The organism is Halosaccharopolyspora lacisalsi (assembly GCF_014137975.1).
GTDB classification, from domain to species: domain Bacteria; phylum Actinomycetota; class Actinomycetes; order Mycobacteriales; family Pseudonocardiaceae; genus Halosaccharopolyspora; species Halosaccharopolyspora lacisalsi.
In genome coordinates, this window is sequence record NZ_JACGWZ010000003.1 from 279,960 (window position 1) to 305,664 (window position 25,705).

Annotated in this window: 34 protein-coding genes and 1 CRISPR repeat array; of the genes, 12 read left to right on the plus strand and 22 right to left on the minus strand. The window is 66.8% G+C overall.

All coding sequences use genetic code 11. The annotated features are described in order from the left end of the window. Positions 1 to 32 precede the first annotated feature (32 nt). The gene (locus tag FHX42_RS12805) at positions 33 to 452 is read right to left on the minus strand and encodes a hypothetical protein (protein WP_182544496.1); all 420 of its coding nucleotides are present in this window, start codon (positions 450 to 452) and stop codon (positions 33 to 35) included. Between the two features lie 156 nt (positions 453 to 608). Between FHX42_RS12805 and FHX42_RS12810 the strand changes: the two genes are divergently transcribed. Both FHX42_RS12810 and FHX42_RS12815 read left to right on the plus strand, forming a co-directional pair. Further along, complete coding sequence (locus FHX42_RS12810; protein WP_182544497.1) at positions 609 to 1,847, plus strand: MFS transporter; 1,239 nt, start codon at positions 609 to 611, stop codon at positions 1,845 to 1,847. Positions 1,848 to 2,160: 313 nt separating this feature from the next. Next, positions 2,161 to 2,730: a hypothetical protein gene (locus FHX42_RS12815; protein WP_182544498.1), complete on the plus strand. Its 570-nt coding sequence runs from the start codon at positions 2,161 to 2,163 to the stop codon at positions 2,728 to 2,730. 136 nt (positions 2,731 to 2,866) lie between these two features. On the opposite strand, the gene FHX42_RS12820 is transcribed toward FHX42_RS12815, so the two are convergent. The 6 genes from FHX42_RS12820 to FHX42_RS12845 form a co-directional block, all read right to left on the minus strand. After that, a complete protein-coding gene (locus tag FHX42_RS12820; protein ID WP_182544499.1) occupies positions 2,867 to 3,016 on the minus strand; it encodes a hypothetical protein in 150 nt (49 codons plus the stop codon). Positions 3,017 to 3,253: 237 nt separating this feature from the next. Then, the gene (locus FHX42_RS12825) at positions 3,254 to 4,141 is read right to left on the minus strand and encodes a hypothetical protein (RefSeq protein ID WP_182544500.1); all 888 of its coding nucleotides are present in this window, start codon (positions 4,139 to 4,141) and stop codon (positions 3,254 to 3,256) included. 141 nt (positions 4,142 to 4,282) lie between these two features. Continuing rightward, positions 4,283 to 4,981, minus strand: a complete 699-nt coding sequence (locus tag FHX42_RS12830; RefSeq protein ID WP_182544501.1) for a SprT family zinc-dependent metalloprotease — start codon at positions 4,979 to 4,981, stop codon at positions 4,283 to 4,285. 168 nt (positions 4,982 to 5,149) lie between these two features. Next, on the minus strand, positions 5,150 to 5,410 hold the full coding sequence (locus FHX42_RS12835) for a hypothetical protein (RefSeq protein WP_182544502.1): 261 nt from the start codon (positions 5,408 to 5,410) through the stop codon (positions 5,150 to 5,152). Next, entirely contained in the window at positions 5,410 to 5,991 is a 582-nt protein-coding gene (locus FHX42_RS12840) for a GGDEF domain-containing protein (protein ID WP_182544503.1), read from the minus strand. Before FHX42_RS12840 ends, FHX42_RS12835 begins: the two co-directional genes overlap by 1 nt. Then, positions 5,991 to 6,185, minus strand: coding sequence for a hypothetical protein (locus FHX42_RS12845; protein WP_182544504.1), 195 nt, complete (start codon positions 6,183 to 6,185; stop codon positions 5,991 to 5,993). The genes FHX42_RS12840 and FHX42_RS12845 overlap by 1 nt, the downstream gene beginning before the upstream one ends. Before the next feature lie 167 nt (positions 6,186 to 6,352). Here FHX42_RS12845 and FHX42_RS12850 point away from each other — a divergent pair, with 167 nt between their 5' ends. After that, positions 6,353 to 6,658, plus strand: coding sequence for a hypothetical protein (locus tag FHX42_RS12850; protein WP_182544505.1), 306 nt, complete (start codon positions 6,353 to 6,355; stop codon positions 6,656 to 6,658). Between the two features lie 8 nt (positions 6,659 to 6,666). On the opposite strand, the gene FHX42_RS12855 is transcribed toward FHX42_RS12850, so the two are convergent. From FHX42_RS12855 to FHX42_RS12920, 14 genes are all read right to left on the minus strand, one after another. Continuing rightward, positions 6,667 to 8,484, minus strand: a complete 1,818-nt coding sequence (locus tag FHX42_RS12855) for an FtsK/SpoIIIE domain-containing protein (protein ID WP_182544506.1) — start codon at positions 8,482 to 8,484, stop codon at positions 6,667 to 6,669. Positions 8,485 to 8,555: 71 nt separating this feature from the next. Next, the gene (locus FHX42_RS12860; RefSeq protein ID WP_182544507.1) at positions 8,556 to 9,740 is read right to left on the minus strand and encodes a hypothetical protein; all 1,185 of its coding nucleotides are present in this window, start codon (positions 9,738 to 9,740) and stop codon (positions 8,556 to 8,558) included. 1 nt (position 9,741) lies between these two features. Next, positions 9,742 to 10,158, minus strand: a complete 417-nt coding sequence (locus tag FHX42_RS12865) for a hypothetical protein (RefSeq protein ID WP_182544508.1) — start codon at positions 10,156 to 10,158, stop codon at positions 9,742 to 9,744. A 13-nt stretch (positions 10,159 to 10,171) separates the two neighbouring features. Then, on the minus strand, positions 10,172 to 10,720 hold the full coding sequence (locus FHX42_RS12870; RefSeq protein ID WP_182544509.1) for a hypothetical protein: 549 nt from the start codon (positions 10,718 to 10,720) through the stop codon (positions 10,172 to 10,174). Continuing rightward, entirely contained in the window at positions 10,720 to 11,148 is a 429-nt protein-coding gene (locus FHX42_RS12875) for a hypothetical protein (RefSeq protein ID WP_182544510.1), read from the minus strand. The genes FHX42_RS12870 and FHX42_RS12875 overlap by 1 nt, the downstream gene beginning before the upstream one ends. Next, positions 11,129 to 11,368 carry a hypothetical protein gene (locus tag FHX42_RS12880; protein ID WP_182544511.1) on the minus strand — a complete coding sequence of 80 codons (240 nt, stop codon included), beginning with the start codon at positions 11,366 to 11,368 and terminating at the stop codon, positions 11,129 to 11,131. Before FHX42_RS12880 ends, FHX42_RS12875 begins: the two co-directional genes overlap by 20 nt. Next, complete coding sequence (locus FHX42_RS12885) at positions 11,365 to 12,471, minus strand: hypothetical protein (protein ID WP_182544512.1); 1,107 nt, start codon at positions 12,469 to 12,471, stop codon at positions 11,365 to 11,367. Before FHX42_RS12885 ends, FHX42_RS12880 begins: the two co-directional genes overlap by 4 nt. Beyond that, positions 12,468 to 12,776 carry a WhiB family transcriptional regulator gene (locus FHX42_RS12890; RefSeq protein WP_182544513.1) on the minus strand — a complete coding sequence of 103 codons (309 nt, stop codon included), beginning with the start codon at positions 12,774 to 12,776 and terminating at the stop codon, positions 12,468 to 12,470. Before FHX42_RS12890 ends, FHX42_RS12885 begins: the two co-directional genes overlap by 4 nt. Then, positions 12,776 to 13,342, minus strand: coding sequence for a hypothetical protein (locus tag FHX42_RS12895; protein WP_182544514.1), 567 nt, complete (start codon positions 13,340 to 13,342; stop codon positions 12,776 to 12,778). Before FHX42_RS12895 ends, FHX42_RS12890 begins: the two co-directional genes overlap by 1 nt. A gap of 87 nt (positions 13,343 to 13,429) precedes the next feature. Continuing rightward, positions 13,430 to 13,612 carry a hypothetical protein gene (locus FHX42_RS12900; protein WP_182544515.1) on the minus strand — a complete coding sequence of 61 codons (183 nt, stop codon included), beginning with the start codon at positions 13,610 to 13,612 and terminating at the stop codon, positions 13,430 to 13,432. An 82-nt stretch (positions 13,613 to 13,694) separates the two neighbouring features. Beyond that, positions 13,695 to 13,901, minus strand: coding sequence for a hypothetical protein (locus FHX42_RS12905; RefSeq protein ID WP_182544516.1), 207 nt, complete (start codon positions 13,899 to 13,901; stop codon positions 13,695 to 13,697). Further along, complete coding sequence (locus FHX42_RS12910; protein WP_182544517.1) at positions 13,882 to 14,796, minus strand: helix-turn-helix domain-containing protein; 915 nt, start codon at positions 14,794 to 14,796, stop codon at positions 13,882 to 13,884. The genes FHX42_RS12905 and FHX42_RS12910 overlap by 20 nt, the downstream gene beginning before the upstream one ends. Before the next feature lie 3 nt (positions 14,797 to 14,799). After that, positions 14,800 to 15,282 (minus strand): Pycsar system effector family protein, encoded by a 483-nt coding sequence (locus FHX42_RS12915; protein ID WP_182544518.1) that lies wholly within the window; start codon positions 15,280 to 15,282, stop codon positions 14,800 to 14,802. 1 nt (position 15,283) lies between these two features. Beyond that, the gene (locus FHX42_RS12920) at positions 15,284 to 15,514 is read right to left on the minus strand and encodes a helix-turn-helix domain-containing protein (protein ID WP_328796089.1); all 231 of its coding nucleotides are present in this window, start codon (positions 15,512 to 15,514) and stop codon (positions 15,284 to 15,286) included. A 166-nt stretch (positions 15,515 to 15,680) separates the two neighbouring features. On the opposite strand from FHX42_RS12920, the gene FHX42_RS12925 reads away from it, so the two are divergent. The 7 genes from FHX42_RS12925 to FHX42_RS12955 all read left to right on the plus strand — a co-directional run bounded on the left by FHX42_RS12925 (position 15,681) and on the right by FHX42_RS12955 (position 21,722). Next, positions 15,681 to 16,046, plus strand: a complete 366-nt coding sequence (locus FHX42_RS12925; RefSeq protein WP_182544520.1) for a winged helix-turn-helix domain-containing protein — start codon at positions 15,681 to 15,683, stop codon at positions 16,044 to 16,046. A 256-nt stretch (positions 16,047 to 16,302) separates the two neighbouring features. Continuing rightward, positions 16,303 to 17,700 (plus strand): XRE family transcriptional regulator, encoded by a 1,398-nt coding sequence (locus FHX42_RS26610; RefSeq protein WP_182544521.1) that lies wholly within the window; start codon positions 16,303 to 16,305, stop codon positions 17,698 to 17,700. A gap of 212 nt (positions 17,701 to 17,912) precedes the next feature. Continuing rightward, positions 17,913 to 18,560, plus strand: a complete 648-nt coding sequence (locus tag FHX42_RS12935; protein ID WP_182544522.1) for an SAV_915 family protein — start codon at positions 17,913 to 17,915, stop codon at positions 18,558 to 18,560. Then, positions 18,553 to 18,861, plus strand: coding sequence for a hypothetical protein (locus FHX42_RS12940; RefSeq protein WP_182544523.1), 309 nt, complete (start codon positions 18,553 to 18,555; stop codon positions 18,859 to 18,861). Before FHX42_RS12935 ends, FHX42_RS12940 begins: the two co-directional genes overlap by 8 nt. Before the next feature lie 71 nt (positions 18,862 to 18,932). After that, complete coding sequence (locus FHX42_RS12945; protein ID WP_182544524.1) at positions 18,933 to 20,108, plus strand: hypothetical protein; 1,176 nt, start codon at positions 18,933 to 18,935, stop codon at positions 20,106 to 20,108. A gap of 47 nt (positions 20,109 to 20,155) precedes the next feature. Beyond that, positions 20,156 to 20,809, plus strand: a complete 654-nt coding sequence (locus FHX42_RS12950; RefSeq protein ID WP_220480248.1) for a hypothetical protein — start codon at positions 20,156 to 20,158, stop codon at positions 20,807 to 20,809. Positions 20,810 to 21,080: 271 nt separating this feature from the next. After that, entirely contained in the window at positions 21,081 to 21,722 is a 642-nt protein-coding gene (locus tag FHX42_RS12955; protein ID WP_182544525.1) for a hypothetical protein, read from the plus strand. A gap of 12 nt (positions 21,723 to 21,734) precedes the next feature. Here the strand turns inward: FHX42_RS12955 and FHX42_RS12960 are convergent, their stop codons facing one another. Beyond that, complete coding sequence (locus FHX42_RS12960; protein WP_182544526.1) at positions 21,735 to 22,649, minus strand: phosphotransferase family protein; 915 nt, start codon at positions 22,647 to 22,649, stop codon at positions 21,735 to 21,737. A 1,033-nt stretch (positions 22,650 to 23,682) separates the two neighbouring features. On the opposite strand from FHX42_RS12960, the gene cas1 reads away from it, so the two are divergent. Both cas1 and FHX42_RS12970 read left to right on the plus strand, forming a co-directional pair. Next, positions 23,683 to 24,495 (plus strand): CRISPR-associated endonuclease Cas1, encoded by an 813-nt coding sequence (cas1, locus tag FHX42_RS12965; protein WP_182544527.1) that lies wholly within the window; start codon positions 23,683 to 23,685, stop codon positions 24,493 to 24,495. Next, the gene (locus FHX42_RS12970) at positions 24,492 to 24,761 is read left to right on the plus strand and encodes a CRISPR-associated endonuclease Cas2 (RefSeq protein ID WP_328796090.1); all 270 of its coding nucleotides are present in this window, start codon (positions 24,492 to 24,494) and stop codon (positions 24,759 to 24,761) included. Before cas1 ends, FHX42_RS12970 begins: the two co-directional genes overlap by 4 nt. 112 nt (positions 24,762 to 24,873) lie before the next feature. Further along, positions 24,874 to 25,366: a CRISPR direct-repeat array (repeat unit 27 nt; unit sequence CGCACTGTCCCTACGAGGGATCGCAAC). The last annotated feature ends 339 nt before the right edge of the window (positions 25,367 to 25,705 follow it).

A 25,705-nucleotide genomic window follows, 5' to 3' on the forward strand; every position in this document is an offset into this window, starting at 1 on the left:
GACGCATGTGCAGTGATCTGCTTCCGCGTGAGTCATGCTTGTTCCCGAGGAGTCCGATTACGAGGTTCGGTTTCCAGGCGTTCAGCGACAGTGGCGATGTCGTCTTCGTCGAAGGTGCTGCGGGCTGTGGAGTAGGGCAGCCTGGCGGCAGCTGCCAGGCTCTCCCAGGTGTAGTCGGGGCGAGTGCCGGTGAACTCGCGTCCGTAAGCCATCAGCAGGCGAATTTTGCGATCCGCCTCGTCACGTCGCGCTCGTGCTGCACTGATCTGCCCGAGCAGTGGGTCGATGTCACCGCCTTCCAAGGCGGCTTGCATCTGTTCAGCAAGGTCAATCCGCCTGTCAGCGAGATCGCTCTCGGCGTCATCGGCAAGCTCTGGCGGCTCGATGTTGTCCGGTGTGGCATGGGGATATGCCAACCATGTCAGGTCGTTGATGAGGTTTCGTACTGCCATGATCGGCATAATACAACATTGCTAGCGAATTTCGCTAGTATTGCCCGCGTGGGCTAAGCAGCCTCAGTAGCTGGGACTCTTCTCTTGGTCAGTGCTGTGCAGTTGGATGGGCGGGTGATCGCGTCGAAGTGCCATCGGGCACGTCGAAAGCTGGTGGTGGGTATTGGTTCACTGGGGCCGCTGCACTACCCAGGGTTTCGACGGTTTTTCGCTGGTCAGGTGCTGTCGACGTTCGGCGACAGCCTGGTGCCGTTGACGATCGCGTTCGCGGTGCTGGAGCTGGCCGGCTCAGCAGCGGACCTGGGCTTGGTGCTGCTGGCCAACCGGGTGCCGGTGGCCGTGCTGGTATTGGTCGGCGGAGCCGTCGGGGACCGCTGGGACCGGCGACAAGTGATGGTGGCTGCCGACGTGCTGAGGTGTGCCGCTCAGGCTGCGAGTGGCTTGTTGTTGGTCACAGACACATCCGGAATCGGGGTGCTGATAGCACTGCAAGCTGCTGCCGGAGTAGGGACAGCGCTATTCACACCAGCGGCCACGGGACTGGTGCCGAGCCTGGTGCCCGAGAGCCAGCTGCGGCAGGCCAACGCGCTGCTGAGTCTGACCACCCATGCCAACAAGATGATCTCCATCAGCACCGCTGGCGTCCTGGTGGCCACGTTCGGCTCCGGATGGGCGTTGATCGTCGACGCGGCGACGTTCGCGGTCAGCGCGATGTCGCTGGCATTGCTGCCCTCGTTGGGCACCTCGCCGCGGGTGCAGCGGCAGGGGGTGCTCCGGGGCATGTGGTCCGGATGGCGTTACGTCGCCACCACGCCGTGGCTGGCGGCGCTACTGCTCTACGCTGCTTTGCTGCAGGGACTGGTCCTCGGTCCGCACATGGTGCTCGGCCCCCTGGTCAGCGAACAGAAGCTCGGCGGCGCGGCGGCCTGGGCCATCATCGGCGTCGCCCAAGCCATCGGATCGATCGCTGGGGGCCTAATCGCGCTCCGACTTCACCCGCGACGACCGCTGGTACCTGCTCTGGCGGCCTCACTGCTGATGGTGCCGTACCTGCTGCTGCTCGCGTCCGCAGAGCCTGTGTGGCTCATCGCAGCCGCGGCCGTCGGTGTTGGACTCCAGGGCTCCTACTTCCTGACCACACAGGCGTGGATGCTGCAGACCCACGTGCCCGAGGAACGCCTCTCTCGAGTATCGGCTTGTTCGCAGCTGGGAAACCTCGTGCTCGTACCTCTCAGCCTCGCTGCCACCGGCCCGATCGCTGCACAGCTGGGGGCCCCGGCCATGCTCACGGCCGCAGCGACATGGGTGCTCGCCAGCACTCTCGGGGTTCTCGGCGTACCCGCGGTGCGGAGATTGGGAGCAAGGTCGAACATGGAAGCACCCTCAAGGTCCTGACAGGCGAATAGCCAAGATATTGCAGATCAGCGCCTTATAGCAAGGTTCACGCGTTTGGGTGTTTCATGCTCGGCACTGCATCGATACGCTGCCAACAGCAAGATCAAAGAGGAATCCAAGGAGGGTTTCTATGTCTAATCGAAACTATAGCACTGGTGATATTGCGGGGCTGATTTCACTTTCCGCCGGGTCGTGCTACTGGCCGGACTGCACCGTACCTACAGTGGTATTCGTGAACGGCAGGTCAGTGCTAAACCTCCAACGGGCACACATCCGAGCAGCGAAGCCTAATGGGGCACGTTATGAACCGGACATGACCAACGAGGAGAGAGATTCGTTTGGAAACTTGATCCTACTTTGCAAGCCGCACCACGAGATGGTGGACAAGATCGACCCTGATAGCTACCCCGTATCAACTCTCTCCAAATGGAAGCATGAGCGCGAAACCTCAGGACAGGCATCTCTGAACGAGATAAAAAACGTGACCGAAGAACGACTTCAAGAAATGATATCGGAAGCTGTCGAAGTGCGCGACGAACAGCTCCAAGGGGCTCTCGACCGTTTTCAAGAAGTCGACTCAGAGGCCGCCAATGTGCTTCGTGGCCTGGTCGGCGAGTTTAACGACGTGCGCCAGAATGCTTCTTTCCTGGATACCGACAGCATAAGCTTGCTGGATCAAGCTACAAGGAAGCTTTCTCATCTCGAAGATACAGCCGAACTTCTGCATGAATCAGCAAAAGACCTTGAAGGCCTCCATGATTCAACGCATTCATTGAATGTAGCAACAAAGAACCTCAATACTGTTCAAGCACGGATGCATGACCTGCACAGCCTCGCTGATGATCTCAAAAAGACAGCAGCAAAACTTGAAGAATTTAGGTAGTAAATATACCTGCGACGGCGAGCCAAATCCCGTCAACTAAAAACTTGCTCGACTGTCCGCACTTTGTGGACAGTCGAGCAAGTAGGGATTTTATTTCAATCTATTTGGTTTTCAGTGTCCGTATTGCGTGAGCCGCTCAGGTGTGACGGATGGGCAGGTCGCGCAGGGTCACGTCGTGGCCTTGGCGGCGGAGGTAGTCGATGGAGTATCGGGCTGCTCGGCGTTTGATGGTGCCGTTGCCATACGACGCGGGGGCGGCGTGGAAGCCGTCTGCGATGTAGCTCATGCCGTGCTGCTACAGGTCGGGGTGGTTGCTGTTCAACTGGTCGAGGGTGTAGTTGCGCTTGATGTTGGGCACGACCGCGACTCCGGCCTCGTCCAGGGTGGCGATGCCGTCGAGCATCTCGGTGTAGGAGTCAGCGCCGAGGACGTAGTCGGTTTCGACGATGTCGAAGCCGACCTCGTGGGCTCGCTGGTACTTGACCAGGTGCTGGTCGAAGGTGATCGCTCCCTTCTTGCGGCCCTACTGGCGGATGCGTTCGGCGTCGTTGAAGGTCTCGATGGTGCCGATGAAGCCGATCGCGCCGTGCTCGCGCAGGATCTCCATCGCCTTGGCGGAGTCGATGGCGTAGGTGAAGGCGTGGAAGGCCGCGTTGGCGAATCCGTAGCGGCGGTAGGTCTGCATGAGCTGCACCATCATCTCCAGCTCGCGAACCTCGTCGGGCTGACAGCCGGTGGTGATGTTGACGCTGACGAGCTCGCCGCGATCCCAGCCGCGTTGGTCGTAATCCGCAGCCAAGCCGGCCACGTGCTGCTCGATGTAGTCCTTCGGAGGCGGAGTGAAGCTCTTGACCGCACCGCGGGAACAGCCCAGGCATCCGCCGGCGCAGGTCGAGTACGGCGAGATGATCGTCGCCGTGGGCAGTTCGACGAAGTCCGGGGAGACACGGCTGTAGTAGTGGCTGCTGGCACCGAAGAGCCGGGCGTGGACGAGCACCTCGGCGAGGGTCTCGCCTGTGGAGCGCAGCGTCAGCCGTGCCCGATTGCCGCCTTCGCGGGTGAACAGTACCGGTGAGGCTTGGCGATAGTCGGGGATGCAGATCGTCTGGTAGTTGGATTTGCCCTGCTCGGGGTCGGTGTAGACGAGCGTGTAGGTGCGGTTGTCCAGCGCCTCGGTGGTGTCGCAGCCGACGAAGCCGATCAGCAGCGACAGCAGCTGCGTCTTGCTCAAGGCGGTGTCGGGGTCGGCCTGGTCGCTGTCGTCGATCGGGGTGAACCCGGCGATGTGCTCCCGCGCCTGGGTCAGGAATCGCTCCAGGCGGCTGTGGACCTCGGCCGGGGTGTTCGGCTCCGGCTGGGTGGGAACGGGTCGGTTCAGGTCGATGAGCGGCAAGCTCTTGTCCAGAGACAATGGGGTCTCCACTTCCTTCGTGGGGGTGGAACCCGGCCGGGGCGGCGGCTGTAGGAGGTTGGTCGCCCCGGTCGGGCCTTGCTGGGTGGTCCGAGTGGACCCGGCGCCTCACCCGTCTCGATACGGATGAAGCCCCGTCGCTCACTCGGTGAACTCGCGGCGGCACAGGCCGCAGGTGATGGGGCCTTGGTCGTAGGTGGAGCGGGCCAGGCGAATACGTCGACCGCATTCGCAGGCGGCGCTGACGCCGTTGTTGTTGCTGCGCCGTCCGCCGGTGCCGCTCGGGGTGTCGGTGGTGCCCTCCCCGTCGCCGGGGTCGGGGTTGCCGATCAGGGCTTGGTACTCGCTGTAGCGATAAGCGGTCAGCGCCTGGCTGAGCCGGTCGACCTCGGCCCCGTACCTGCTGGCAGTCACCTCGGGGACCGTGGTGTGACTCCAGCCCAGGCTCTGGTCGTGTTCGACGGTGATTCCGAGCTCCTCGGCGAGGGTCCTGAATCGGGTGTTGTGGTATCGGCCCTGCCGGGAGGTGTCCTTGATCCCGCGGGCGAAGGCCAGCGCGTGGGCGGCCTCGTGCAGCAGCGTGCCGAGGACTTCGGCAGCGCTGCGGCGGAGTCCCTCGCCGCCGATGAACAGCTCCGGGAGCTGCTGGCCGGTGGCCTGCTGCCATCGGCGGGCGGCGAAGTGTCCCAGCGTGACCGCGCCTTGAGATGCGCCGATCGTGCCGGAGCCGAGGGTGAGCACCACGTCGGGGACCTCGGCATGGTGCCGTTGAATGGCCAGCCACACGGCTTCCAGCGCTCCGACCAGCGGCAGCGTGACGCTGGTGGACTCACTCGACATGGTGCTCACCTCCCTTCGGCATTGACGGCGAACCGTTGACACGTACGTGCCAAGGTCACGTGAGTTGGAGTGCGAACAGTCCGCTGGCGGCGAGGCCGGTGGTCGGCGCCGCGAGCCCAGTGGCTGCGACGCCGACCAGCAGCACGGTCGCCGCATGACTGCCGTTCATCATGCGGTGGCCCTCCTGCGCCCGGCCGCGATTTGGCTGATCGTGGAGGGATGCACGCCGTACTCACGGGCCACCGCGACCCGTGATGGCGCGTCATCATCAGTCAAGCGGGCACGGATGCCCCGGACTTGCTGATCAGTCAGGATCCGCCAGGAACGTCCGGCCCGGTCGATGTTCTCGCCGGGACGCCGCATCGGTGGATTCCGACGACGTTGGCGAGCCCGGTAGTCACGGGTGCGTTGCGCGTCGGTGCGTGCCATCAGGACACCTCCCGCCGCGTCGTCCGAGAGGTCTTCTCGCCGTACATCGCCCGGTCGGCGGGTTCGAGGACGTCCTCGAGACCGGTCACGGTGGAGGAGACGATGCTTCCGCCGACGCTGGCGGTGACGAACAGGCGCTGCCCGTCCACGGACATGGGCTCGACGATGCTGGCGGCCACGGCGCGGACGTGCTCCTGGACCGCGATCCAACACCGCGGGGTGTCCCGGAAGCGGCCGAGCCACAGCGCGAACTCGTCACCGGAGATCCGCACGGCGAGTTGCCCGCGGTGCTGGTGTCGTCGCAGTCGTCGGGCGACCTCGACGAGCACCTGGTCGCCGACGCGGTGCCCGTGGGTGTCGTTGATGGCCTTGAAGTCGTCGAGGTCGACCATCAGCGCGGTCACGCAGTAACCAGGACGAGCCCGCGTCCTGGCGAAGGCGTGTTGCAACCCGGTGCGGTTGCCCAACCCGGTCAGCGGATCGGTGCGCAATTGACGACGCAGCTGCCGCACCCGGAGTCCGGCGGTGAGGAATCCGCCGGAGCTCGCGACGGCGAGCACGGCGTTCGGGTCCAGCGTCATCACGCCACCTCCTGTTCGGTGGCGTCCCACTCACCGGGGTAGAGGTGCGCGGTGTCGGCGTCCCAGGAGCAGCCGCAGGAGCGGCAGCGGAACCGTCCGGCCCGCTCCACGGTCTCGCGGTGGCACAGCGAGCACGAGGGCTTCGGGAAGTGCAGCACCGGCGGACCCTTCCGCCGCGTTGTCTTGCGGGGCATGGTGATTCCCTTCGGTTCGGGTGGGGACCTGCTCACGCCGGGTGCTTGGCGGCTTCGTGGCGAGCGCAGGTCGGTTCTTCATGGCTCCGGCCGTCGTGCGGCCGGAAGTCTCGGGGTCAGCGCGCTGACGGTCCTGAACGGGCGCGCGAGTGTGTACTGTCGCTCGCATGAGCGATGCGAATCCGGCCCGTGCGGTGGAAATCCCCGGTGTGGACGAGATCGTCAACGACCGGTTGGCGGCGGTGCAGGCGGCGTGCCAGGTCACCGGGCCACCGAGCGATTCGAAGGTGGTGCGTCAGTTCGCCGACGAGTTCACCCGCTGGCTCAAGCACGGACACGACCACACCGACCGTCTCCTGAGGCGGCACGTGTTGCTGACCATCACCGCCGGTCGTGCCAACACGGGTACTTCGGACCGGGACGCGGCCAAGCTCGTCAAGATCGCCGACGACCTCTACAGCTACATCGCCTGACACCCGGATCACCTCCTGGCCAGGGCCTGACGGACTTGGGCCAAGGTGAGGCCGGTGGCCTGCATGAGCGACACCGCGTCGGGGTGCGTGCCGGCGTCGATGGCGGCTTGGATCCGCTCGTCGGCGTCCCCGGGATCCTCGGTGAGCGACTGGAGGTGCCTGGCGGACTCGCGCTCGCTGTTGGGTTCCTCGTTGGCCTCTTCGGTCAGAGCGGGGAGCGGCTCGGCGGCCGAGTCGGCGTCCAGGGGAACGTCGACCAGGGGCTGCTCCGCCGGGTTCTCCAGCAGCAGCGCCCGAGCCCGGATCTTCCGCGCCGTCATCATGTAGCCCAGGCCGTGCGTCGGAGCTCCGTCCGGGAACTCCGCGGGCAGGTCCTTCAGGTGCTCCGGCATCGGGTCCCCGGTGTCGATCATGTTGCCGGAACCCTTCTCCGTGATGCGCAGGCCCACGATCGTTCCCGCCTTGACCTGGTCCCGCAGCGCCGTGGAGTTGCCGAGCTGCTTGATCGACGGCACCTGGGTGGCCAGGATCAGGCAGATCCCGAACTTCGCACCCTCCTGCACGATCCGCTCGCACATGCGCACGACGTCGCGGTTGTCGGTCTCGTCGTCGCTCATCAGCAGCTTGTGCGCCTCGTCGATGACCACCGGGATCAGCGGCGTCTCCGGCGAGGGCTCCAGCGATCCGCCACCCTGCCGTTCCACGGCGGGCCGCCGACGCTCCATCAGCCGCAGCACGTAGCGCAGCACCTTGCGAGCTCTGGCCGGGGTATCGGCGAACAGCTTGGTACGACCTCGCCACTGCGGCAGCGACGCACCTCCACCGCCGTCGATCACCAGTGGCAGCACCCGGTCCGACATGCCCGCCTCGGTCAGGATCACGTCGAGCACCTTGGTCTTGCCCGAGCGCGTCACGCCCGAGATCAGCGCGTGCATCGCGCCGGCGCCGGGGTTCCACAGCTTGAACGGCAACGGCTGCCCGTCGGCGGCGACCATGAGCGGGAACTTGCCCGTCGACGGGTCCAGTCCCGGTCCTTGCCACCGGGTCTTCAGCTGCAGCGGATCGCTCGTGAGCACCGTCAGTCGCGCCTTGCGCACCGACTCCCCCGGTATCGCCTCGACGAAGACCCGCCCGTCGGGCAGGTCGAACACGGACAGGATCGACTTCCTGGCCTGCAGGGCCGCGTGCCAGTGCTCGGTGATGGCGAGCTCGAGCTTGGCCTTCCAGCCGTAGGCGAAGGCGGAGATGTCGCTGAGCGTCGAGCCGGGCAGGGCCTTGCCGCTGGCGGCGATGTGCTCGTCCCACAGCCGGATCCGCCTGTCCGCGGTTCCCGGAGCCACCGGCAGAGCCTCGGGTGGCGGTGCAGGTGCGGCCAGTTCGGCGGTCACGTCCGGGTCCGGTTCGGAGTGCCGCACCCAGTAGGGCACCGAGAGAGCGCAGCCGCAGGCCCACAGCAGACTCGCCGTGATGCCATCGGCGCCGACCAGACCCAACCCTGCCTGGAAGCTCGCGGATCCTGCAGCGGCGATACCCGCGTACAGCCGGTCCCAGCGGGACGCGCGCTTGTGGGCGTGACCGTAGGTACCTGCCGTGGCGGCCCAGCCAGCGGCGACCGGGATCAGCGCCGCGGGACCGGTCAGAGCGGCCGATGCCGCCCCGACGGCGTGCGTGCCGCCGATTCCCGCCAGTGGCAGCGCCTGTCGACGCCACCGCTTTCCGAGCCGCATCGCCTCCTGGCGCGCCTGGAGCATCGTGTCCGAGCTGGTCGGTTCGGGAGCCGGTTCCGCGACCTCGGCGTCCGGCTTCAGTGGGGTCTTGGTGGTCATGGAGCCTCCTGAGCTGTCCGGGTCCGCGCCCCGCCCCGACGACCGCCGGGGCGGGACACGCACCCGCCAGATCAGTACTGGTCGTACCAGGACTTCGCGGCGATGTTGCCGCTTCCGCCCGCGCCGGCCACGGCGTCGGCGACGGGGGCGTGACGGGACTCGACGTGCTTGTGGAGGCCGTCCGCCATCGGCGCGGCGGAGTCGAGCGCGTCGGCCAGCTCGTTGATCTGGCCGAGCGTTTCCGAGTCCAGGCTGTTGGCGGTGAGCATGTCGCCGAGGTTCTGCACTTCCTCGTGCGCCCGGTTGAGCAGCTTCGCCAGCGTCGCCAGGGTGCTGACGGTGTCGGTGTAGCCCTCACCGGTACCGGCGAGGTCGGAACCGCCGTTGGCGGGGACGAGTTCGGACATGGTCGTGATCTCCTTCGGTCGGGTTTCTTCCTGCACGTCAGCGCGTTCGGCGTTGACGTAGATCCGTGAGGGCCGGCTGTCGTCCTGCCCGGAGGCCTTGGTGTCTTCCGTGGCGCTGCGCTGCTCGTGCTCCCGCTGCTTCTTCCGTCGTTCGTGCCGCAATCTCGCGCACAGCACGCACAGCACCCAGCCGGGTTCGGTGGCGGTGGTCCCGCACTCCACGCAGCGCGGGCTCTGTCCGGCCGTCCACGTCCGGGTGTGTTCGCGAGATCGCCTGCTGCGGTCTCCGGCCTCGGCTCGCTCGGTGGGCTCGTCCTCGTCGGGAGTCGAGGACCGCTCGAAAGACGGGGTGGGCACGCAGTCCGGGCACACTCGGCCGTGCTCGTCGACGAGGACGACCTGATCGACCGGCACGTAGCCGCCGCAGCGTTCGCACCGCTCGGTCTCGATCCACTCCCGGTGAGTGCGCCACTGCGTCCAGGTCTCGCGGTAGGTCCACCGGAGTCGGAGACCGGCACGGCCGACCTTGTACCCACCACGGGCGCCGGAGATCGCCCCGGTGACAGCGCCCGCGACACCCGCGGTCAGTGCCGCGGTGGCTGCGGCGACGATCCAGCCGGTGGCGTAGGCCCACCACAACGGATTGCGCGGTCCGGTGGCCTTGGCGTCGTCGAGGCGCTGTTGCCACGCCTCGGAACGCTCCTGACGAGCCCGCTGACGGGCCGCGCCCCGCTCCTCCGCCCGGTGGCGAGCCTCGGCCCACGCCGCAGCGGAACGCCGCTTGGACTTCTCCCAGCCGCGGACGATCATGGCGGAGGCCGCCATCGCGATGATCAGGTCGATACCCACGTCAGCCCCCGATCAGCTTGCCGATGCTGTTGCTGGCGACCTGGGCGATGGCGTCGGACAAGCCGCTTCCCGCGGTGGCCAGCGGACCGACGGCGGCCAGGAACAGCAGGGGCAGCACGATCAGACCGATCATGGCTGGCTTGTCGGCCTTGCGGTCCACGGCGATGTCGTAGACGACGATCACGCTGACGATCAGGGCGACGACACCGACGATCAGAGCTCCGTTGGCGTTGAGGATCCGTCCGATCAGGCCGGAAACATCTGTCACCCGTGCGGCGGCCCAGGCACCGAGGCCGGTGTTGGCCAGGCTCGCCCCAGCGATGAGACCCAGGGCTGCGCGCAGCCACCACGGGGTCCTCGACCGCTTCCGGAGGACGAACAGCAGACCGAACGCGGTCAGTGCGATTGCGAAGTTCATGGAAATCTCCTTGTCAGACCGCGAACACGACGATCAGGACAGTGATCAGGGCAGCGACGGCGAGTCGGGCCGGGCGGCCGACCACCCACAGCACCCCGTAGCCGGCGGCCGTCAGCGCCAGCGACACGTAGCCGAACCACACCCCGGCCGTGCGCAGGGCCGGGATATCTCCGGCCCACTCCGCGCGCTGGGCGCGGATGTGGATGTCGCGCAGAGCCGGAGGGCGAGAGCGCCACACCGACCCGTCGACGACTCGCGTAGCCGTTTCGCGTGCCTCGGCGGCCCAGACCGTCGCCGCCGCACGCCAGCCCTTCGCGGTCTCTGACGAGTCCTCAGTGCTCCGGAGTTCCTTCGAGGAACCACTGTCCGTGTTCTGCTCCGAGGTCGTGCCGGGGAACGGGACAACCTCCCCGGAGCCGTCCGCACCGGGCGGTCCGGGGCTCGCCTCGCGCGCGCGTGCGCGATCGCGCTCGGGCTCGTGTTCGCGTGCCCCATTGGGAGCTGACTGCGGGCTTTCCGCCGACTCCTTACCGGAGGTGCTCCAGGGGTCGGGGATGGGCATCACCGTTCACCTCCCTCGGTGTTGATGCGGTGTGCTTCCTCGCTCAGGTACCGCGCGTAGTGCTCGTAGAGCCGGTCGCGTTCCGTGTCGGGAAGATGGGCGATCGCGCCACGCAGGCACATCAGGGCCGCGCCCAGGCGAGCCAGGTCGGTACCGACCTGGGTGAGCTTGTGCTCGTACAGCGCGGTGCTGGCCTCGCCCAGCTCGACCTGGGCCAGCACGCGCCGGACGTGGTTCGCCACTTCGTCGTAGTGAGCCCGAGCCACCCTCGCCGGAGTGCGGGAATGCGCTGTCGCGCTGACCAATGCGTCCTGCGCAGCCCTGTACCGTTCGACCGGCGTCGTGGCCCTGCGTGCGCGGTCCGCGTGGTGCGCGGCTCGACGACGGGTCGAGCGCACCTTCTTGGGCTCACGCTTGGTCGTGGCCATCCTCGGTTCCCTCCTCCTCGTCGAGTTCGCCGCGCTCGCGCATCGCGTCGAGCTCGACCTGGTCGATGCACTGCCAGATGTCCATCTGCTCGTCGGGCTGCCAGAGGTCTTCGCAGCGCCATGCGCTCTCGGAGACCGGTCGAGATCCGTTCTGCCCGCGCCGGGTGCGCAGGTGCCGTGCGGCCCGGTTCACCGGATCGGGAGAGTGCTGCTCGCTCATGCCGCCTCACTCCCCTTGATCACGTCGCGCAGGCGGGCGGCGTGCCGCTTGTCGCAGCCCAGGAACCGGGCGATCGCACTGGCCGAGGCACTGGACAGCTCACCGGAATCCAGCGCGGCCAACACCTGGTCGTGGCCCCGCAGCGCGGGCTGGTGATCTCCCCGGGAAGCGATCGCCGTGGTCTTGGCGGTGGTGGCCACCGAGATCCAGGCCAGGACGTCGAGCACGTACGGCAGCGCGAACACACCGGTCGCCACCAGCACCGGGCCGAGCGTGTGGATGACCAGCACCATCAGTGCCGTGCCGACCGAGGACCACGCGCCGGTCCACAGGACGGTGATCAGTCCCGCGACCGACGGACCGGCGTTGAGGACCGCGACCAGGGCGAACAGTCCGATCTCCACCCTGGTGAACATCCGCTTGGCTTGATCCGGCAGTGCCACGCCGCGTGCCGAGGCCACGGTGCGCACCAGCAGGGAGGCGAACAGCACCAGTCCCAGGGCCGGGTCCGCGCCGTAGGCCAGCCAGTAGGCGATCTGGTCCGCGGTCCAGCCCATGACCGTGGCGATCGTGGTCTGGGCCGCTGACGAGGAAATGCTCACGCCGAGCGCGATCCCGGTGAACGACATGGCCAGCGCGACGGCCCGCACGCGGCGGTTGGCGTACGCCTCGGCGTACGGGTCGGACGCCAACCGCTCGCGCTCGGCCGCCACCTGATTGCGCCTCCGGCGGCGGATCACTCCCCGGTCGGGCACGTCGGCCAACTGCTCGGCCTCGGCCGACCGGTCCCGGCTGCGTCGCACCCGGCCGGTCAATCCCGCAGCGCGGTAGCGCCGCGCCCGTCGCCGGCGAGCAGCCACTGCGTCGGTCAGCCGCCCCGGCCGGTTGCGGCCGGTTTCGCCCGTCTGCTCCGGGGTCGGCTCGGCCGGGTGTTGTCCCTGGTTTTCGCCCCCAGAGCCCGCCGCCTCGCAGGAGGGCTCCGGCTCGGTCGGGACCGATTCGTTCGCGATGGCCGACTCGGGTGCGTACAGCTGCCCCTCACCGCACCGCAGCAACCGCGTGCCGTGGAGGTCCACCACGTCCGACTCGAGATACGCGGTCATGCTGCACGCTCCGTTCCGGACGCACCGGTGGCCCGCATCTCGCGGCGCTCCTGGGTGGTGGTGCCGCCCCAGATTCCTTGATCACCGTTGTGCAGGGCGAAGTTCAGGCACGCCTCGCGGATCTCGCAGCCGGCGCAGATCTCCTTGGCTCGGGCCACCTCCTGGCTCGTCGTGCTCGAAACCGGGAAGAACAGCTCCGGGTCGGATTCCGCGCAGACCGGGTGACCACCGAAGTTGAAACCGTCCAGGTGGGTCAGCAGCCGGTACAAGGCGCTGGTGCGGGTCAAACGCTGCTGCGACGTCATCACGCGACCTCCTTCCGGTCGAACCGGGAGAACGCACCGCCGAGCGCGGCGTTGAGGCGCCCGCAGACGATCTCCACGGCTTCCTTGGCCACCTCGGTGTCCGGCTCGGACGCGGCGCGGTAGGCGGGCTCGGGCAGACCGTCCTCCGGCATCGGCACCCGGAACTTCAGAACCGAGCTCGCCACCGGGCGGTCATTGGCTTCCTCGTCGAACCAGGGGTCTCCCTCACGCCACCCGGTCCAGCTGCCGCGCAGCCCGCGGGCGACCTCACGGGGCACGCCGGACGCGACCTCGACCGTGATCGCCAGGCAGTGCTCGAAGTCCCAGCCGACGCTCGTGCTGAGCACGCGCGGGTGCGCGGTCACGTAGGCAGGGCTCATCACCGGTGACTGGGCCACGCGCCACGCCGCAGCGGCGAACTCCAGCGGGTCACCGGTCGGCCAGTCGTCGATGTCGAGGAACGACGCGAGGTTGCGGCGCAGGTAGGCGCCGTAGCGGGACTCACCGTCGCTCGCGTGGTCCCGGTCGTACTGGTCGTCGGGGGTGAAAACGACGTAGGTGGACACAGGTGTCTCCGATCGGTCGTCGGTACTGGGGTGGAGAGCTCGGGGCGGTGGGTGCTTGGCGGCTTCGACCGCCCCGAGCCGGACGGGTCAGCTCGAGCGGATCGGCTCGGCCGGCCTGTAACCCGAGTCGCTCACGACCGGGCACAGCGGTTCGCCGTCGTGGTGGCTGTACTGCGGCGCACCGTCGGCGCGCATCTGCGGCGTGATCGAGCGCGGCGGCTTGTTCAGGGCTTCCTCGCCGCACTCGGGGCAGATCAGCTTTCCGGGCATCGCTTCTCTCCTTGAAGTTGATCGGTCGGGGTGGAGGACTCGGGGTGGTGAGTGCTTGGCGGCTTCGGCCACCCCGAGCGGGTCAGATGTCGTCGGCGAGTTCTCCGGCGCAGTGCGAGCAGAGGTAGCGGTGGATGTTCTGCTCGCCGATCTCGCGCGCGTACGGGTCGAGCTGCAACTCACCTCGTCCCAGGCAGGATCGCCGCTGCTCGGAGCACCGAGCCTCGTTCGGCAGCTGCCAGGAGGCGGCGGATTCCCGCTGGTCGGACTCACGCTCGGTGCGAGACACTGGTGGTACTCCTTCCGGTTTGGTGATCGGTCGGGGTGGAGGACTCGGGGCGGTGGGTGCTTGGCGGCTTCGGCCGCCCCGAGTTCCGGTCGGCGTGCTGGGGATGGCAGTCCGGACAGCGCCTCCAGCGGCCGTCGGAACGCTCGATCGTCCGGCTGGGCTCGTCGCACTGTCCGCACCACGACGGGCGCTGGTCCCGAGCGCCGTCGGCGGCCGACGGAAGATCGTCCAGCCGAGACGTGAGCACGGCCGCCGGTGACTTCACGCCCTCCGGGTTGGCGCTCAAGTGCTCGGCGAGCCGCTGTGCCGACCATCCGGCGGCCAGGGCCTCGACCACCTTCGGTGCCAGCCGTCGGCGCTGGGTCGGAGTCAACGGCCAGGCGCTCCCGAGCCGATCCAGCACCGCGTCGATGTCCGCCGAAGGCTCCCCCTCCTCCTTGTCGAACCCATCCGACTGCGAGCGCTCGTCCTCGCGCGCGCCGGAGGAGGGGTCGAGGACGGTTCCAGGGAGGTTCGGGTGGCGCAGCTGTGCCGCCCCTGGGGTGGCGGGATCGTGCCGGGGCTGGGGTGGCGTGGCTGTGCCACCGGTGGCGTTCTGCCGGGGGTGGCGATTCGCCGGGGGTGTGGACGACTCCCGATCCATCAGGACGGCGTACCGGTTGGACTTCCGGCCGCCCTCCTTCTCCACCCGCAGGTGCCCCTCGTCGGTCAGTCGCCGGATCACGCGTTGCACGGTCCGCTCGTCCAGACGGGTCTTGCGCGCCAGAGTCCGCACCGAGGGAAAGGCGTCCGTACCGTCGTCCGAAGCGTTGTCCGCGATCGCTAGCAACATCAGCAGCTCCGTTCCCTTCGTCGGCGAGCGTTCCCAGACCCAGGTCATGACCTTTCCGCTCATGCGCTATCCCAGCCCGACCGCGAGACTGGCGGCGATCGCGACGAGGACCAGGCCGGCGACCAGCCAGTTCGTGGCCATCCGCAGGTTCCGGAACTTGCCGAGCACCACCTGCGAGGCGTTCTGCAACCGGGCGGCCTGCCAGTGCGCCGCGGACCGCGCCTCGTCCTCGAACTCGGTGACGATCGCCTCGGTCGTCTTGAGCCGGTAGCGCAGGAACGCCGCACCGGCGATCTTCGGCCGCACCACCCTCAGCAGGTAGAACACCGACACCGCCAGCGGCAGCGCCGCGGCGCCGAACGCGATCCTCGCCGGGACCGGAAGCGGTCCGCGGGTAGCCACGGCGACCACGACGCCGAGCCCGGTGCCGATCAGCGCCAGCAGCGTGCTCGACTTGCTGTCGACCCGCGTCAGCTCGCCGCGCACCTGGTCGTGCATCGTCCTGATCAGTTCGGCGCTGATCTGCGCGTCCTCGGTCGGCTTCGTCATCTCAGGCCGCCCCCTCGGTCGCGAAGTCGGCGGCGTCGACCTCTCCGCCGTGCTCGTAGGCGGCCTCGACCATCTCGTCGATGGCCTTCGCCGGGACGATCAAGCGCCCGCGGATCCGCACCGCCGGGAACTCCCCGGCCGCGATCGCCCGGTACAGGGTCATCGTGGACATCTGGAACATCCGCGCGACCTGGGCGACGTTGTAGAAGCGGGGAACCTCCTCCCGCACCACGTCAGATGACTGGAATTTCCGCATCGTCAGCTCCGATCGACTGGTTCAACTATATGCACATGGTGCACATGGTGCACATTGCTTGTCAACGCCGGCTCTGCCGGCTTGTTTCCAGGTGTGGTCAACTAGAGGGGAGAGCGGGTGAGCCGAATCAGGGAGACCGCATTTGACCTCGAACGACGGGCAACCCAAGTACAAGCGCGTCGCCGCCGAGCTGCGCGAGCAGATCACTCGCGGCACGCTGCCCGTCGGCGCCGAGCTTCCCTCGACCAGCCGCCTCATGGAGAGGTTCGACGTCTCGGTCACCGTCGTGCGGGCAGCCGTCAAGGAGCTCCGCAACGAGGGGCTGGTGGTCGGTCAGCCCGGCAAGGGCGTCTACGTGCGAAGCGAACCGGCACCGGAAGCCCCGAGCAGCGAATACCTCGAGATCAAGCAGCAGATCGATTCCCTGCGCACCGCTCTCGACCAAGCGGTTGGTCAGCTCGATCAGCGGCTGTCCCGTTTGGAGAGCCAGGCTCGCGACGAGGGCTGACCGAGTTCGCGACCTCTTCGAGCCGACCGTGGAAGCCGGACACCCACTCCTCGAAGTCGGCACGCAGCTGTTCCAGCTCGGCAGCCAGTTCTCGCCTCTCCCCATCCGTCATCGGCACTCCGACCTCCTCCTGTCCTTTCCTTGTCGCCTCGGTTAAGTTCGACATCACCAAGCATCCCCAGCAGCAACACCGGACAACAGGGCGCACTCGGGGGCACACTCGTACACTCGGGACACATTCCGGGGGTGAACGGCGTTGGCGGGCAACGAACACCTGGCGAAGGTCATGCGCGAGGCCGCCTTCCTGGCACGCGACGGTTCGATCGGCAAGAAGGTCTTCGCCCGTGCCGTGACCAGGGAGGCGCGCAGCCAGGGAATCGAGCGGGAGTACAGCCACACCTACGTCACCCGCTGGCTCAACGGTGTGGTTCCTCGCGACGCGCAGACCTGCGGGTTCATCGTCAGCGCACTCGCCCGAAAGCTCGGTCGCCGCGTCGATGCCGAGGAAGTGGGCTTCGGGGACTCGTCCCCACTACCCGCGGACTTGGGGCTTCAGTACCCGGAGACGGCGGAGGAGAGCGTCGCCGTGGTCTCCCGCCTGTGGCGGGCCGACCTTCACGACGCCGAAGCGCTGGTGACGGCAGGGACGAACGTCGCGGCCTGGAACGAAGCCTCGTTGAACTGGCTCGTCGGGACGCCATCGGGGTTGATCACTCCGTCCTCCGCGAGCCGGCGGGTCGGACTCGCCGACATCGAACGCATCCGCACCACCACGGACCTGTTCGGCCAGCTCGACAACCAGTACGGGGGCGGACACGCTCGCCACTCGCTGATCCAGTTCCTGCGCAGCGATCTACCCCCGCTGTTACGTGGGAGCTACACCGAGGAGACGGGCAGGTCCCTGTTCGCCACAGCCGCGGAGTCCACGCTGCTCGCGGCCTGGATGTCCTACGACTCCGGCGTGCACGGGATGGCTCAGCGGTACTTCATCCAGGCTCTCGCGCTCGCCCAGGAAGGCGGGGCCACCCTGCTCGCGGGCAGCATCCTCGACGCCATGAGTCACCAGGCGACCTACCTCGGTCGTTTCCGCGAGGCGGCGAACCTGGCACGGGCTGCTCGGATGGGAACCGCTTCGCAGGCCACGCCCACGTTGACCGCGCACTTCTACGCGATGGAGGCACGTGCTCACGCTCGTCTCGGCGAGACCAGCGACTGCGACACCGCGCTGTCGGCCGCTGTCAGCGAGTTCGAACGACGACAGCCCGGCGAGGGGCCGGACTTCCTGGACTACTTCGACGACGCCGAGCTCGCCGCCGAGTTCGGCCACTGCAACCGCGATCTCGGGCGCGCCACGCACGCCACCACCTACGCCACCCAGTCCCTCGGCGAGGCCAACGGCGAGTACCTGCGCAGCGACTTCTTCGCCACGATGGTGCTGGCCGATGCCTACCTCGACCAGGGCGAGGACGAGCACGCCTGCCAGGTCGCGCTGAAGGCCATCGACATCGGCCAGCAGCTCAAGTCCGCCCGTTGCGCGGTCTACGTCGACGAGTTCCGCCAGCGCCTGACCACGCTCGGCACCAGCACCGTCGCCCGCGACTTCCGGGAGCAGGCCGAGACCATGCCGCTCTGGCGCCCGGAGAGCGCTCAGTAAGGTCCTGTGCGCGGTGTTTTGCGAGCTCACTCGTGTTTGACCCGAAGGATGTTTCGCTGCCCGGGTTGCCACGGAGCTCTGACTGAGTAGATCCACGGTGTTGCTACTCGGTTGCGGTTCGGTATCGTTCGCGCGGCTTCGGCCGGAGCGACCGCGCCGGGCCGAACATGCGTACTGGAGGGAATGTGCCCGGAACTGGGGATCGTCCGACGGTGGTGGATCCGGACGAGACGGAGTACCTGCCGGGGCAGGTGTATCTGGCTGCTCGCCCGGACGAGAGCACCGGCGGGCTGATGTTGGAGATCCGCGAGGCGGACCAGCAACTGGTGGTGCTTGCCTACTCCTCGTTGGAGCGCTTCGTGGAGGGGTGTGGTCCGGATCAGCCGTGGATCCTGATTCCGACCACGCGGTTGACCGAGCTCGCCACGGAGAAGGCCGGCGGCGGGGGACGGCTGCCGAGTTTCCGGTTCGGCGTGATGCTGGATGAATCGTTGCCACCTGAGCTGCGGGGCACGGCCGGCGGGTGGGCCGACGAGGAAGCTCATTGGGATGAAGACGAGTCCGAGGAGTCCGAGGACTGGGCGATCGTGCACCTGGCCGCACAACCGTTCCGCGACGGCGACGAGCAGGCAAACCTGGAGTTGCAACCCATGCCCGGCGACCGACTGGCCGTGATGGCCTACACCTCGACGGCGGCCGTGGAGGCCGGATGTGGCCCTCAGCAGGCGTCGGTGCCGGTTCCGGCCGGGCTGTTGAGCGAGGTTCGCCAGCAGGCGGGTGCCCACACGATCTGTCTGGACACACCGCTGCCACCGCACCTGCGCCACGGGACTAACGAGGGGAACTGGAACGATGACTAGCGCTGGGGACGGCATCGAGGCCGATCACGAGAAGCTGCGGTCCATGGCCAGCGACTTGCGCAGCAGCACGGACAAGCTGACCAATGCAGCGCAGACAGTGCCTCCCGCACCGAAGGTGAGTACCTCGGCGGAGCAGGTCGGCCACACCCTCTCGGAGATCACAAAAACGGCCGCCGGTCTCATCGCCGGAGTCGAGGACACTGCGGGCAAGATCGACTCCAGCGACGGCAGCTACGGCCAGGTCGACAACACCAACGCCGAGGAGCTGCAGCGCCAGGCCAAGGAGCTCGGCCCGGACTGAGTTCGCCGCGTGGCAAGCATCTTCCGAACGAGCGCAGGCATTCTCCACAGCAGCAGGAAGGAACTGGGGCGATGGCAGGCGAGCTGAACACCGAGGTGCTGGACGATCCGGACTCGTGCCGGACCACCGCCGACTGGCTGGGCCAGGTCAAACCCGGGGTGACCCACATCGGTGACACCGTCTACGGGCAGCGCGGTGCCTCGGAAGGCTTTTGGCAGGGCACGGCCGGCAATGCCGCACGCCAGACCCTGACCTACCAGGGCAAGGACGCCGACACCTTGGAAGGGCTCGTCGGGCAGGTCAAAACCGCCCTGGAGACCTTCGCCGGCGAGATCGACACCGTGAACCAGCGGATGCACCAGGCCCGCACCGTGGCCCGCGACGGGAAACTCATCGTCACCTCGACCGCGATCCTGCCACCCGGCCCCGCCCCCAAGGGCGCGGGGACCGAGAACCTGCCGCCCGGGCCGATGGGACAGCAGATCGAAACTCACCAGTCGCAAGCTTCCCAGGCCGCCATCGCCGCACACGAAGCGAAGAAACGCGCCTTCGCGGAGGCCCGCACCACGGTCGAAGACGCCCGCACCAAGCAGGAAGAGGCCCACAAGGCCCTGGACAAGGCAATGAAGGACCCGCTCGCCACGGTCAAGACCACCAAGACCTACTCCATGATGGTCGTCAGCGGGGGTTTGAGCAGTATCAAGGGTGCCCACGAGGAAGCAGGGCGGCTCTTCGAGAGGGCCAGCCGGCTGGACTCCGCTGCCTCAACCATTCAAGCTCGAGCAGCGCAAAAGACCGGAAACCTCAGCCAGATCGGCAAGAACGCCGCCGCCGAAGGCGAGAATCTCGCCAACAAGGCTCATGCGAAAGCCACCAACGCCAGCAAGTTTCACGGTCCTCTTGGATCGAAGGGCCGGGGCATCGTTGCCGCTGATCCTAGTCGCTGGGTCAAGAGCAGCTCGAAATTCGCCAAGTTCGGATCGAAAGCACTGCGCGGCGTCCCGTTCGTAGGCACCACTTTCACTGTGGTTTCCGGTGGCGTTGATGTTGCCATGGGCAAGGACGTCGGCGAAGCCGTCGAGGACACCGGTGCCAATCTCGCCGGAGGCGCTGCTGGTGGCTGGGCCGGTGCGGCCGTCGGCACCATGATTTGCCCCGGAGTGGGGACCGTGATCGGCGGCGTCGTCGGGGGTATTGGAGGCGGCCTCCTCGCCAGCTGGGGCGCGAACGCTGCCACCGGGGAGTGAGCCATGCTGCTCGCTGACTCGTTGGTGATCCACAGTAGGAGGTTGGCGTGACGGACAGGATCTTTCTGGCAGCTTCCGAGTTGCCCCCCAAACCAGACCCGATATCGGGCGAACCTCGGCCACCCCGCGCCCCGGGGTTCAACAAGGAGGACAAACCTCCCAAGGACCAGGACCGCGACCGGGACCAGAGCATCCGCCGCATGCCGACACCGCCAGAGGGCGAGGGGCGCATGCTGGAGTGGTATCGCCACAGCCAGCGCAATGCCATCTTCAGTGGACTGCTCGCATACGCCTTCATCGTGATCGGCGTCACCCTCATGCAGGGCTTCAACCTCACATGGATGACCTTCTGGTGGACGTGGCCCGCGATGGCCTTGGGGGCCCTCGGCGTGTATTCGTCCTTTCGATCGGTCGAATGCGCGGTGGGAGCCGAGTGGATCAAGGTCGGCAAGATGTGGGTACGCCTGTACGAACTCACCGAGATCAAGGCGCGGCATCGCAGTCACTCGATCCACCTGGACTTCAAAGACAGCTCCGGACGCGAACTCACGATCAAGTCCGACGACATCCAGGAAGACCGCGACATGTGGGACCTCGTCTACAACGGCATCCTGCACTCCGTCATCGCCGGAGACGCCAAAACCAACGGCCTGGTCCACAGCGCGTTCAAAGTGCCGCGCCCCGAAGGCTGGCAAGGGTGACACGGCAGAGGGGTTCTTTTGCGCTTCCCCGGGAGCCGTGGCTGCACCGTCGCCTGCGCGGCTCGGCGCAATGACCACACACCTTCCGCCACGTCCGGATGCCACGAGCGGCCAGCCGCGCCCTCCGACGGCTCCGGTGATACTCGGTGTTCCTGCACAGCTCACGACCAGAGCTGGCAAGGGCGACGAATCTCCTGAAGGTCGTGGCCCGGCGCTGGAAGTGTATGGCGCGGACCGCGTGGCCGTGCTCGGTGCTGCCAGCATTCTGACGGTGGTCTACGTGGTTTCGCTGCGGTCCTCCGAGGGGAATTGGACCTGGCTGGAGGATCCGGTGCACTGGACCCTCATGGCTCTGATCTTCGTCATCACCGTCGTCCGGGACTGGACGACCCGGCTGGTGGCCGGTTCGGACTGGCTGCGGGTGAATCGGCGCTGGGTGGACACCTACGCATTGACCGACATCACCCTCCGCGGTGTTGTGTTCGGCTGGATGCTGCGCCTCCGAGACAACGAGGGGCGCAGGGTCCGCACCTCCATGACCACCATCGAAGCCAACCGGCAGCTGTGGGCGCTGGCCTACACCGGGATGGCCCACTCGGTGCACCACGGCGCCCGGATCAACAATCTCGCCGCGGGGATGCTGCGCTTGCGTCCCGGCCTGGAGTCGCTGCGCCGCGAGGTGTATCGCCCCACGGTGCCGACCAAGAGCGCCGGGACGCTTCTGCTCGTGATCGCCGCCGTGTTCGCCGCGATCTCCCTCTTCCGCCCCGAACTGCTCGGCCCGGCTCTGGCCGTCCTCGCCGCCGCCGTCCTACTCGTCGGGGCGGGCATCGGGACCGTGCTGGTCATGGCGCGTCGCCGGGAGGACGCCCTCGATGCCCAGACGTTCGACACGCCGGACCACCACGAGTAGACCGCAGAACACTCAGTAGGGTGCCCAGTCGCGGCGGTCGGCGCCCGTGCGCAGCGTGTTGAGGCGCTTGTGGACCTCGTCGGCGCTGCGCTGGTCATGCTGGGCCTTCTGGCTCAGCCACAGCGTCATCAGGGTCTCGCGGATGTCGGCCAGCTTCGGGTAGTCCGGCCAGGTCAGCAGGTCGTAGCCGTAGACCTCGACGAAGGTCCGGTATTCCTGCTCGGTGTGCCAGCCGAACCGCTCGTAGTACATCGCGGTCTGCACCAGGTCCCACTCACGCGGCCCGGTCGCGAAGCCGTCGAGGTCGATCAGTACGGGCTCGCCGGTGCTGGATCGGATCACGTTGCCAATACTGGCGTCACCGTGCACGGCACCGCGAGACAGCGCGAAGTCCAGCTCGCCCCACTGTCGGCGGGCGCTGTTCACCCGCTGTTCGAGGTAGGCGAAATCCGCAGCGTTCAGGCCGGCATGGGCCAACCGCAGCCGGTACTCGGCACGGGCGAACGGGTCGAGCTCGGGCAACTCCAGCGGCGGCTCCTCAAGCTCGTGCAGCCACCGGATCAGCCGGGCGACTTCTTCGAGTGGGGCGAACTCCTCTTCGTCGGAGACCGACTCCCAGAAAGTCACCACGCGCCCGTCGACCACCACCGGCTGCTCGATGCCCAGTGCGCGCGTGGCCGGGTAGCCGCAGTCCTCCAGCCACCGCGCCACCGCGACCTCTCGCCGCGCGGCCTCGGCATAGCTAGCCGTGCGCGCGATCCGCGCGATTACCGGCTCCCGCAGCCGGAACACCGCGTTCTCCCCGATCCGGATCAGCTCAGCGCCCGCCGCGTCCAGCCCAGCAGCTGCACAAGCCGCCGTCAGCGCACCACTCGCCGCCTCCGCATCAAGGGCCTTGGCTTCCGTAGCCTCCGGGATTTCCGCCATACGGCGAGCGTATCGCTCGGCCGCACCGAAGCCACGCTCACGACCGGGAGATCTTCGTCGAGGCCCAAGAGCGACCCGACAGCAATCCCAGCATTCCTGCATTCTGTTCTATTTGAACGATAAGTTCATCATGCCTCTGTATTTTCGATAAAATTTACTTCGGCACAACCGGATCGAATGAAATTAAATACAGTTCGAGAGTATTCGATCAACCAAGGACCGCGAAAGACAACAGCAAAACTTGTTATTTAGGTCACATATTACATCGTAGGATCATCCATTTGGCCGTCGCGGCACTCGACAAGCAGTTCGTATCGTGCATTGCTATGCGAGCAGAAACCAAGAGGCGCATCGCCCGCTACTGGGGGTACATCCTCCTCGTCGTGCTCTACTTCGCTTGGTTCCGCATAAACGCGGACCCAGTCATCTTGATAATAATGTCACTTGCACTTGTCGTGTACTTCCTATTCCAGGCTCCGGCTCCATGCTGCGCCCTAAATCGGGATGGAGTATCATTTTGCAAGAATAACGCCAGGGGGCTGCTTCGGGGTTGCCATCTTGAAGCCCACAAATGGGAGAACGCGAAGGTGTTGGCAAGCCGCCAGAGCTGGGCTAGGTTTGGCCGTGGAGTTTTCCGGAAGTTCAGTGGGGGAGCTACGACGATATCGGCATTCGCCGGAGTTGTATCAGCTGTGGCAGCAGTGATCTCCCTGGTGATGTAACCGTAGTTCGCCCAACGATTCGTGTTCACGCCGTCATCGTGACGAAGGTGGTGAGCGGCTCGCCGTCGGGCTGGCGGACGTCGAGCTCGTAGTCGAGGACCTCGCCGGGTGTCGCGGCCGTCGCGGCGGACGGCGGCGAGTAGGCGGTGGAGGTGGTCGGGGTTGTTCGGGTCGGCTTCGGCGGTGAAGGTGCGGACCAGCTCGCCGAGGTAGTGGACCTCGCACTGAAAGAGCGTCGGACCGCTGTGGGGAGGCTGCTTGGTCTCGTGGTTCTCAGTCGTTGAAGAGACAGCCAGCTCAGACTCCTCTGCTTGCTCCATCGTCGTGTCCGCATCAACGTCCACTTCCTCAGTTATTACGGTGACTACGCGGGATCACTGCTTCCCGCGGACAGCGCGACTTCCAGTCAAACCGTCCTCGGACAGGCTCAGCTGGCCACCAGTCATGACGAGGCGATGAAGACAGCGCGTTCGATCGTGGATTCCGCCGCGTTCAACGTCCGCCGGTTTCTCGGTCGCCGTGAGCTGCACGAACCCTACGAGCGGTTGAGAGCAGAGGTGAAGAGCGCTGCTGCCCGCGAGGAGCTCATGGCTGCCGAAGGTAACTTTCGCCGTAGCGCCTGGGAGGTACTCGACACGCAGCTGCCCGAGTGGCTTCAACTGGCAGGGCGTCACCGGCGTCCGCCGAGCAATGCTGGCAATGCCGTCATCAGCTACATCAACGGTCTGGTCTACGCGCGTGTGCTCAGCGTGCTTCGGCTGACTCCTTTGCACACCGGGGTGGCCTTCCTGCACAGCAGCACGGAGCGGCACCGCCACTCGCTGGCGCTCGATCTCGCCGAGCTGTTCAAGCCGTTGTTCGCCGAGCGAATCTTGCTGCGGCTGGCCGGGCGCAGCCAGCTCAAACCTCAGCACTTCGACACCGACGCGCACGAAGCCATGCTCAGTGACTCCGGCCGGAAGCTGATCATTCAGACCGTCCGTGATGAGCTGGGAGCGACCATCAGTCATCGCACGCTGAAGCGGAAGGTCAGCTACGACGAGCTCATGTATCTCGACGCGCTCGCGCTCACCCGGCGGTGCTTGGAAGGGGAGGCGTACAAACCTTTTCGGGTGTGGTGGTGAGCGTGTACACCATCCTCGTCTACGACACGCTCAGCGAGCGCAATGCCGGAGTCCTGCGCACCTGCCGCAAGTACCTGCACCACATGCAGCGCAGTGTATTTGAGGGTGACCTCAGCTCCGCTCAGCTCGTCCGGCTCCGCGCCGACATCGGGGCGCACATCGACGCCAGCTACGACCACGTCCTCGTCTACACTTTCCCGCCCGGTGCTGCGCCGGAACGGCAGTCTTGGGGTGTCGCCGACGATCGCCCTCATGACATCCTGTAGTGCGATCTTCAGCGAGTCCCGGCGTCGCGACGTCAGACTCTCGGACCGCTGCGCACGATCTGCTGTTTGACAAGATCACACCAGCAATGACCAGCGGTTTTACTCTCGGGTTCGCACTGTCCCTACGAGGGATCGCAACGAGGCGGGCGCGGCGATGCGCGACGCCTTCTCCTCGGCGAGTTCGCACTGTCCCTACGAGGGATCGCAACCAGGCGGTGGCGTAGGTATTCCTGTCGCTTGGCGGTCCGCACTGTCCCTACGAGGGATCGCAACGCGTAGTTCTGGTCGATGATGCGGGGGTTGTCCATGTCCGCACTGTCCCTACGAGGGATCGCAACGGTGCCTGGCGTGCTTGAGGTTGTATTGCACGTCCTCGAGTCCGCACTGTCCCTACGAGGGATCGCAACCGGCCCGAGCGGATGGATCAGCCCGGTCCGGCGCGTCCGCACTGTCCCTACGAGGGATCGCAACCTTCCTCGCCGACACGGTTGAGTAGCAGCGTGTAGGCGCCCGCACCGCCCTTACGAGGGGTCGCAACCCAGAATGCCGAGCAGGATCTTGACCAGGGTCCACGCGCACGCACCGCCCCTACGAGGGGTCGCGACTTGACCGGGCGTGCGTACTTCACCGCCGGGCGCCCGGTCCGCACCGCCCCTATGAGAGGGGTCGCAACCGCAGGAACCGCTGGTAGCGAGAGAAGTACCAACGGGGTCCGCGCCGTCCCTGCGAGGGGGTCGCAACAGCGCGGTCAACGGCGCATCATCACCACGCGCGGCAGTTCGCAATTGCCCCTATGAGGGGTAGCAACGCCCGTAGCTGGATCGGCTCCTGCCCAGCGGCTCCCAGTCCGCACCGCCCCTATGAGGGCTCGCAACTTGTGCACCAGCGCCACCAGCGGCGCGCCCCGGTCCTCCGCACCGCCCCTACGAGGGGTCGCAACCGAT

Coding starts and splice junctions, on each gene's coding strand:
- FHX42_RS12805 (WP_182544496.1), bottom strand. CDS start 452: ATGGCAGTACGAAACCTCATCAACGACCTGACATGGTTGGCATATCCC.
- FHX42_RS12815 (WP_182544498.1), top strand. CDS start 2,161: ATGACCAACGAGGAGAGAGATTCGTTTGGAAACTTGATCCTACTTTGC.
- FHX42_RS12820 (WP_182544499.1), bottom strand. CDS start 3,016: ATGAGCTACATCGCAGACGGCTTCCACGCCGCCCCCGCGTCGTATGGC.
- FHX42_RS12830 (WP_182544501.1), bottom strand. CDS start 4,981: ATGTCGAGTGAGTCCACCAGCGTCACGCTGCCGCTGGTCGGAGCGCTG.
- FHX42_RS12835 (WP_182544502.1), bottom strand. CDS start 5,410: ATGGCACGCACCGACGCGCAACGCACCCGTGACTACCGGGCTCGCCAA.
- FHX42_RS12840 (WP_182544503.1), bottom strand. CDS start 5,991: ATGACGCTGGACCCGAACGCCGTGCTCGCCGTCGCGAGCTCCGGCGGA.
- FHX42_RS12845 (WP_182544504.1), bottom strand. CDS start 6,185: ATGCCCCGCAAGACAACGCGGCGGAAGGGTCCGCCGGTGCTGCACTTC.
- FHX42_RS12850 (WP_182544505.1), top strand. CDS start 6,353: ATGAGCGATGCGAATCCGGCCCGTGCGGTGGAAATCCCCGGTGTGGAC.
- FHX42_RS12855 (WP_182544506.1), bottom strand. CDS start 8,484: ATGACCACCAAGACCCCACTGAAGCCGGACGCCGAGGTCGCGGAACCG.
- FHX42_RS12865 (WP_182544508.1), bottom strand. CDS start 10,158: ATGAACTTCGCAATCGCACTGACCGCGTTCGGTCTGCTGTTCGTCCTC.
- FHX42_RS12870 (WP_182544509.1), bottom strand. CDS start 10,720: ATGCCCATCCCCGACCCCTGGAGCACCTCCGGTAAGGAGTCGGCGGAA.
- FHX42_RS12875 (WP_182544510.1), bottom strand. CDS start 11,148: ATGGCCACGACCAAGCGTGAGCCCAAGAAGGTGCGCTCGACCCGTCGT.
- FHX42_RS12880 (WP_182544511.1), bottom strand. CDS start 11,368: ATGAGCGAGCAGCACTCTCCCGATCCGGTGAACCGGGCCGCACGGCAC.
- FHX42_RS12885 (WP_182544512.1), bottom strand. CDS start 12,471: ATGACCGCGTATCTCGAGTCGGACGTGGTGGACCTCCACGGCACGCGG.
- FHX42_RS12890 (WP_182544513.1), bottom strand. CDS start 12,776: ATGACGTCGCAGCAGCGTTTGACCCGCACCAGCGCCTTGTACCGGCTG.
- FHX42_RS12900 (WP_182544515.1), bottom strand. CDS start 13,612: ATGCCCGGAAAGCTGATCTGCCCCGAGTGCGGCGAGGAAGCCCTGAAC.
- FHX42_RS12910 (WP_182544517.1), bottom strand. CDS start 14,796: ATGAGCGGAAAGGTCATGACCTGGGTCTGGGAACGCTCGCCGACGAAG.
- FHX42_RS12915 (WP_182544518.1), bottom strand. CDS start 15,282: ATGACGAAGCCGACCGAGGACGCGCAGATCAGCGCCGAACTGATCAGG.
- FHX42_RS12940 (WP_182544523.1), top strand. CDS start 18,553: ATGACTAGCGCTGGGGACGGCATCGAGGCCGATCACGAGAAGCTGCGG.
- FHX42_RS12945 (WP_182544524.1), top strand. CDS start 18,933: ATGGCAGGCGAGCTGAACACCGAGGTGCTGGACGATCCGGACTCGTGC.
- FHX42_RS12960 (WP_182544526.1), bottom strand. CDS start 22,649: ATGGCGGAAATCCCGGAGGCTACGGAAGCCAAGGCCCTTGATGCGGAG.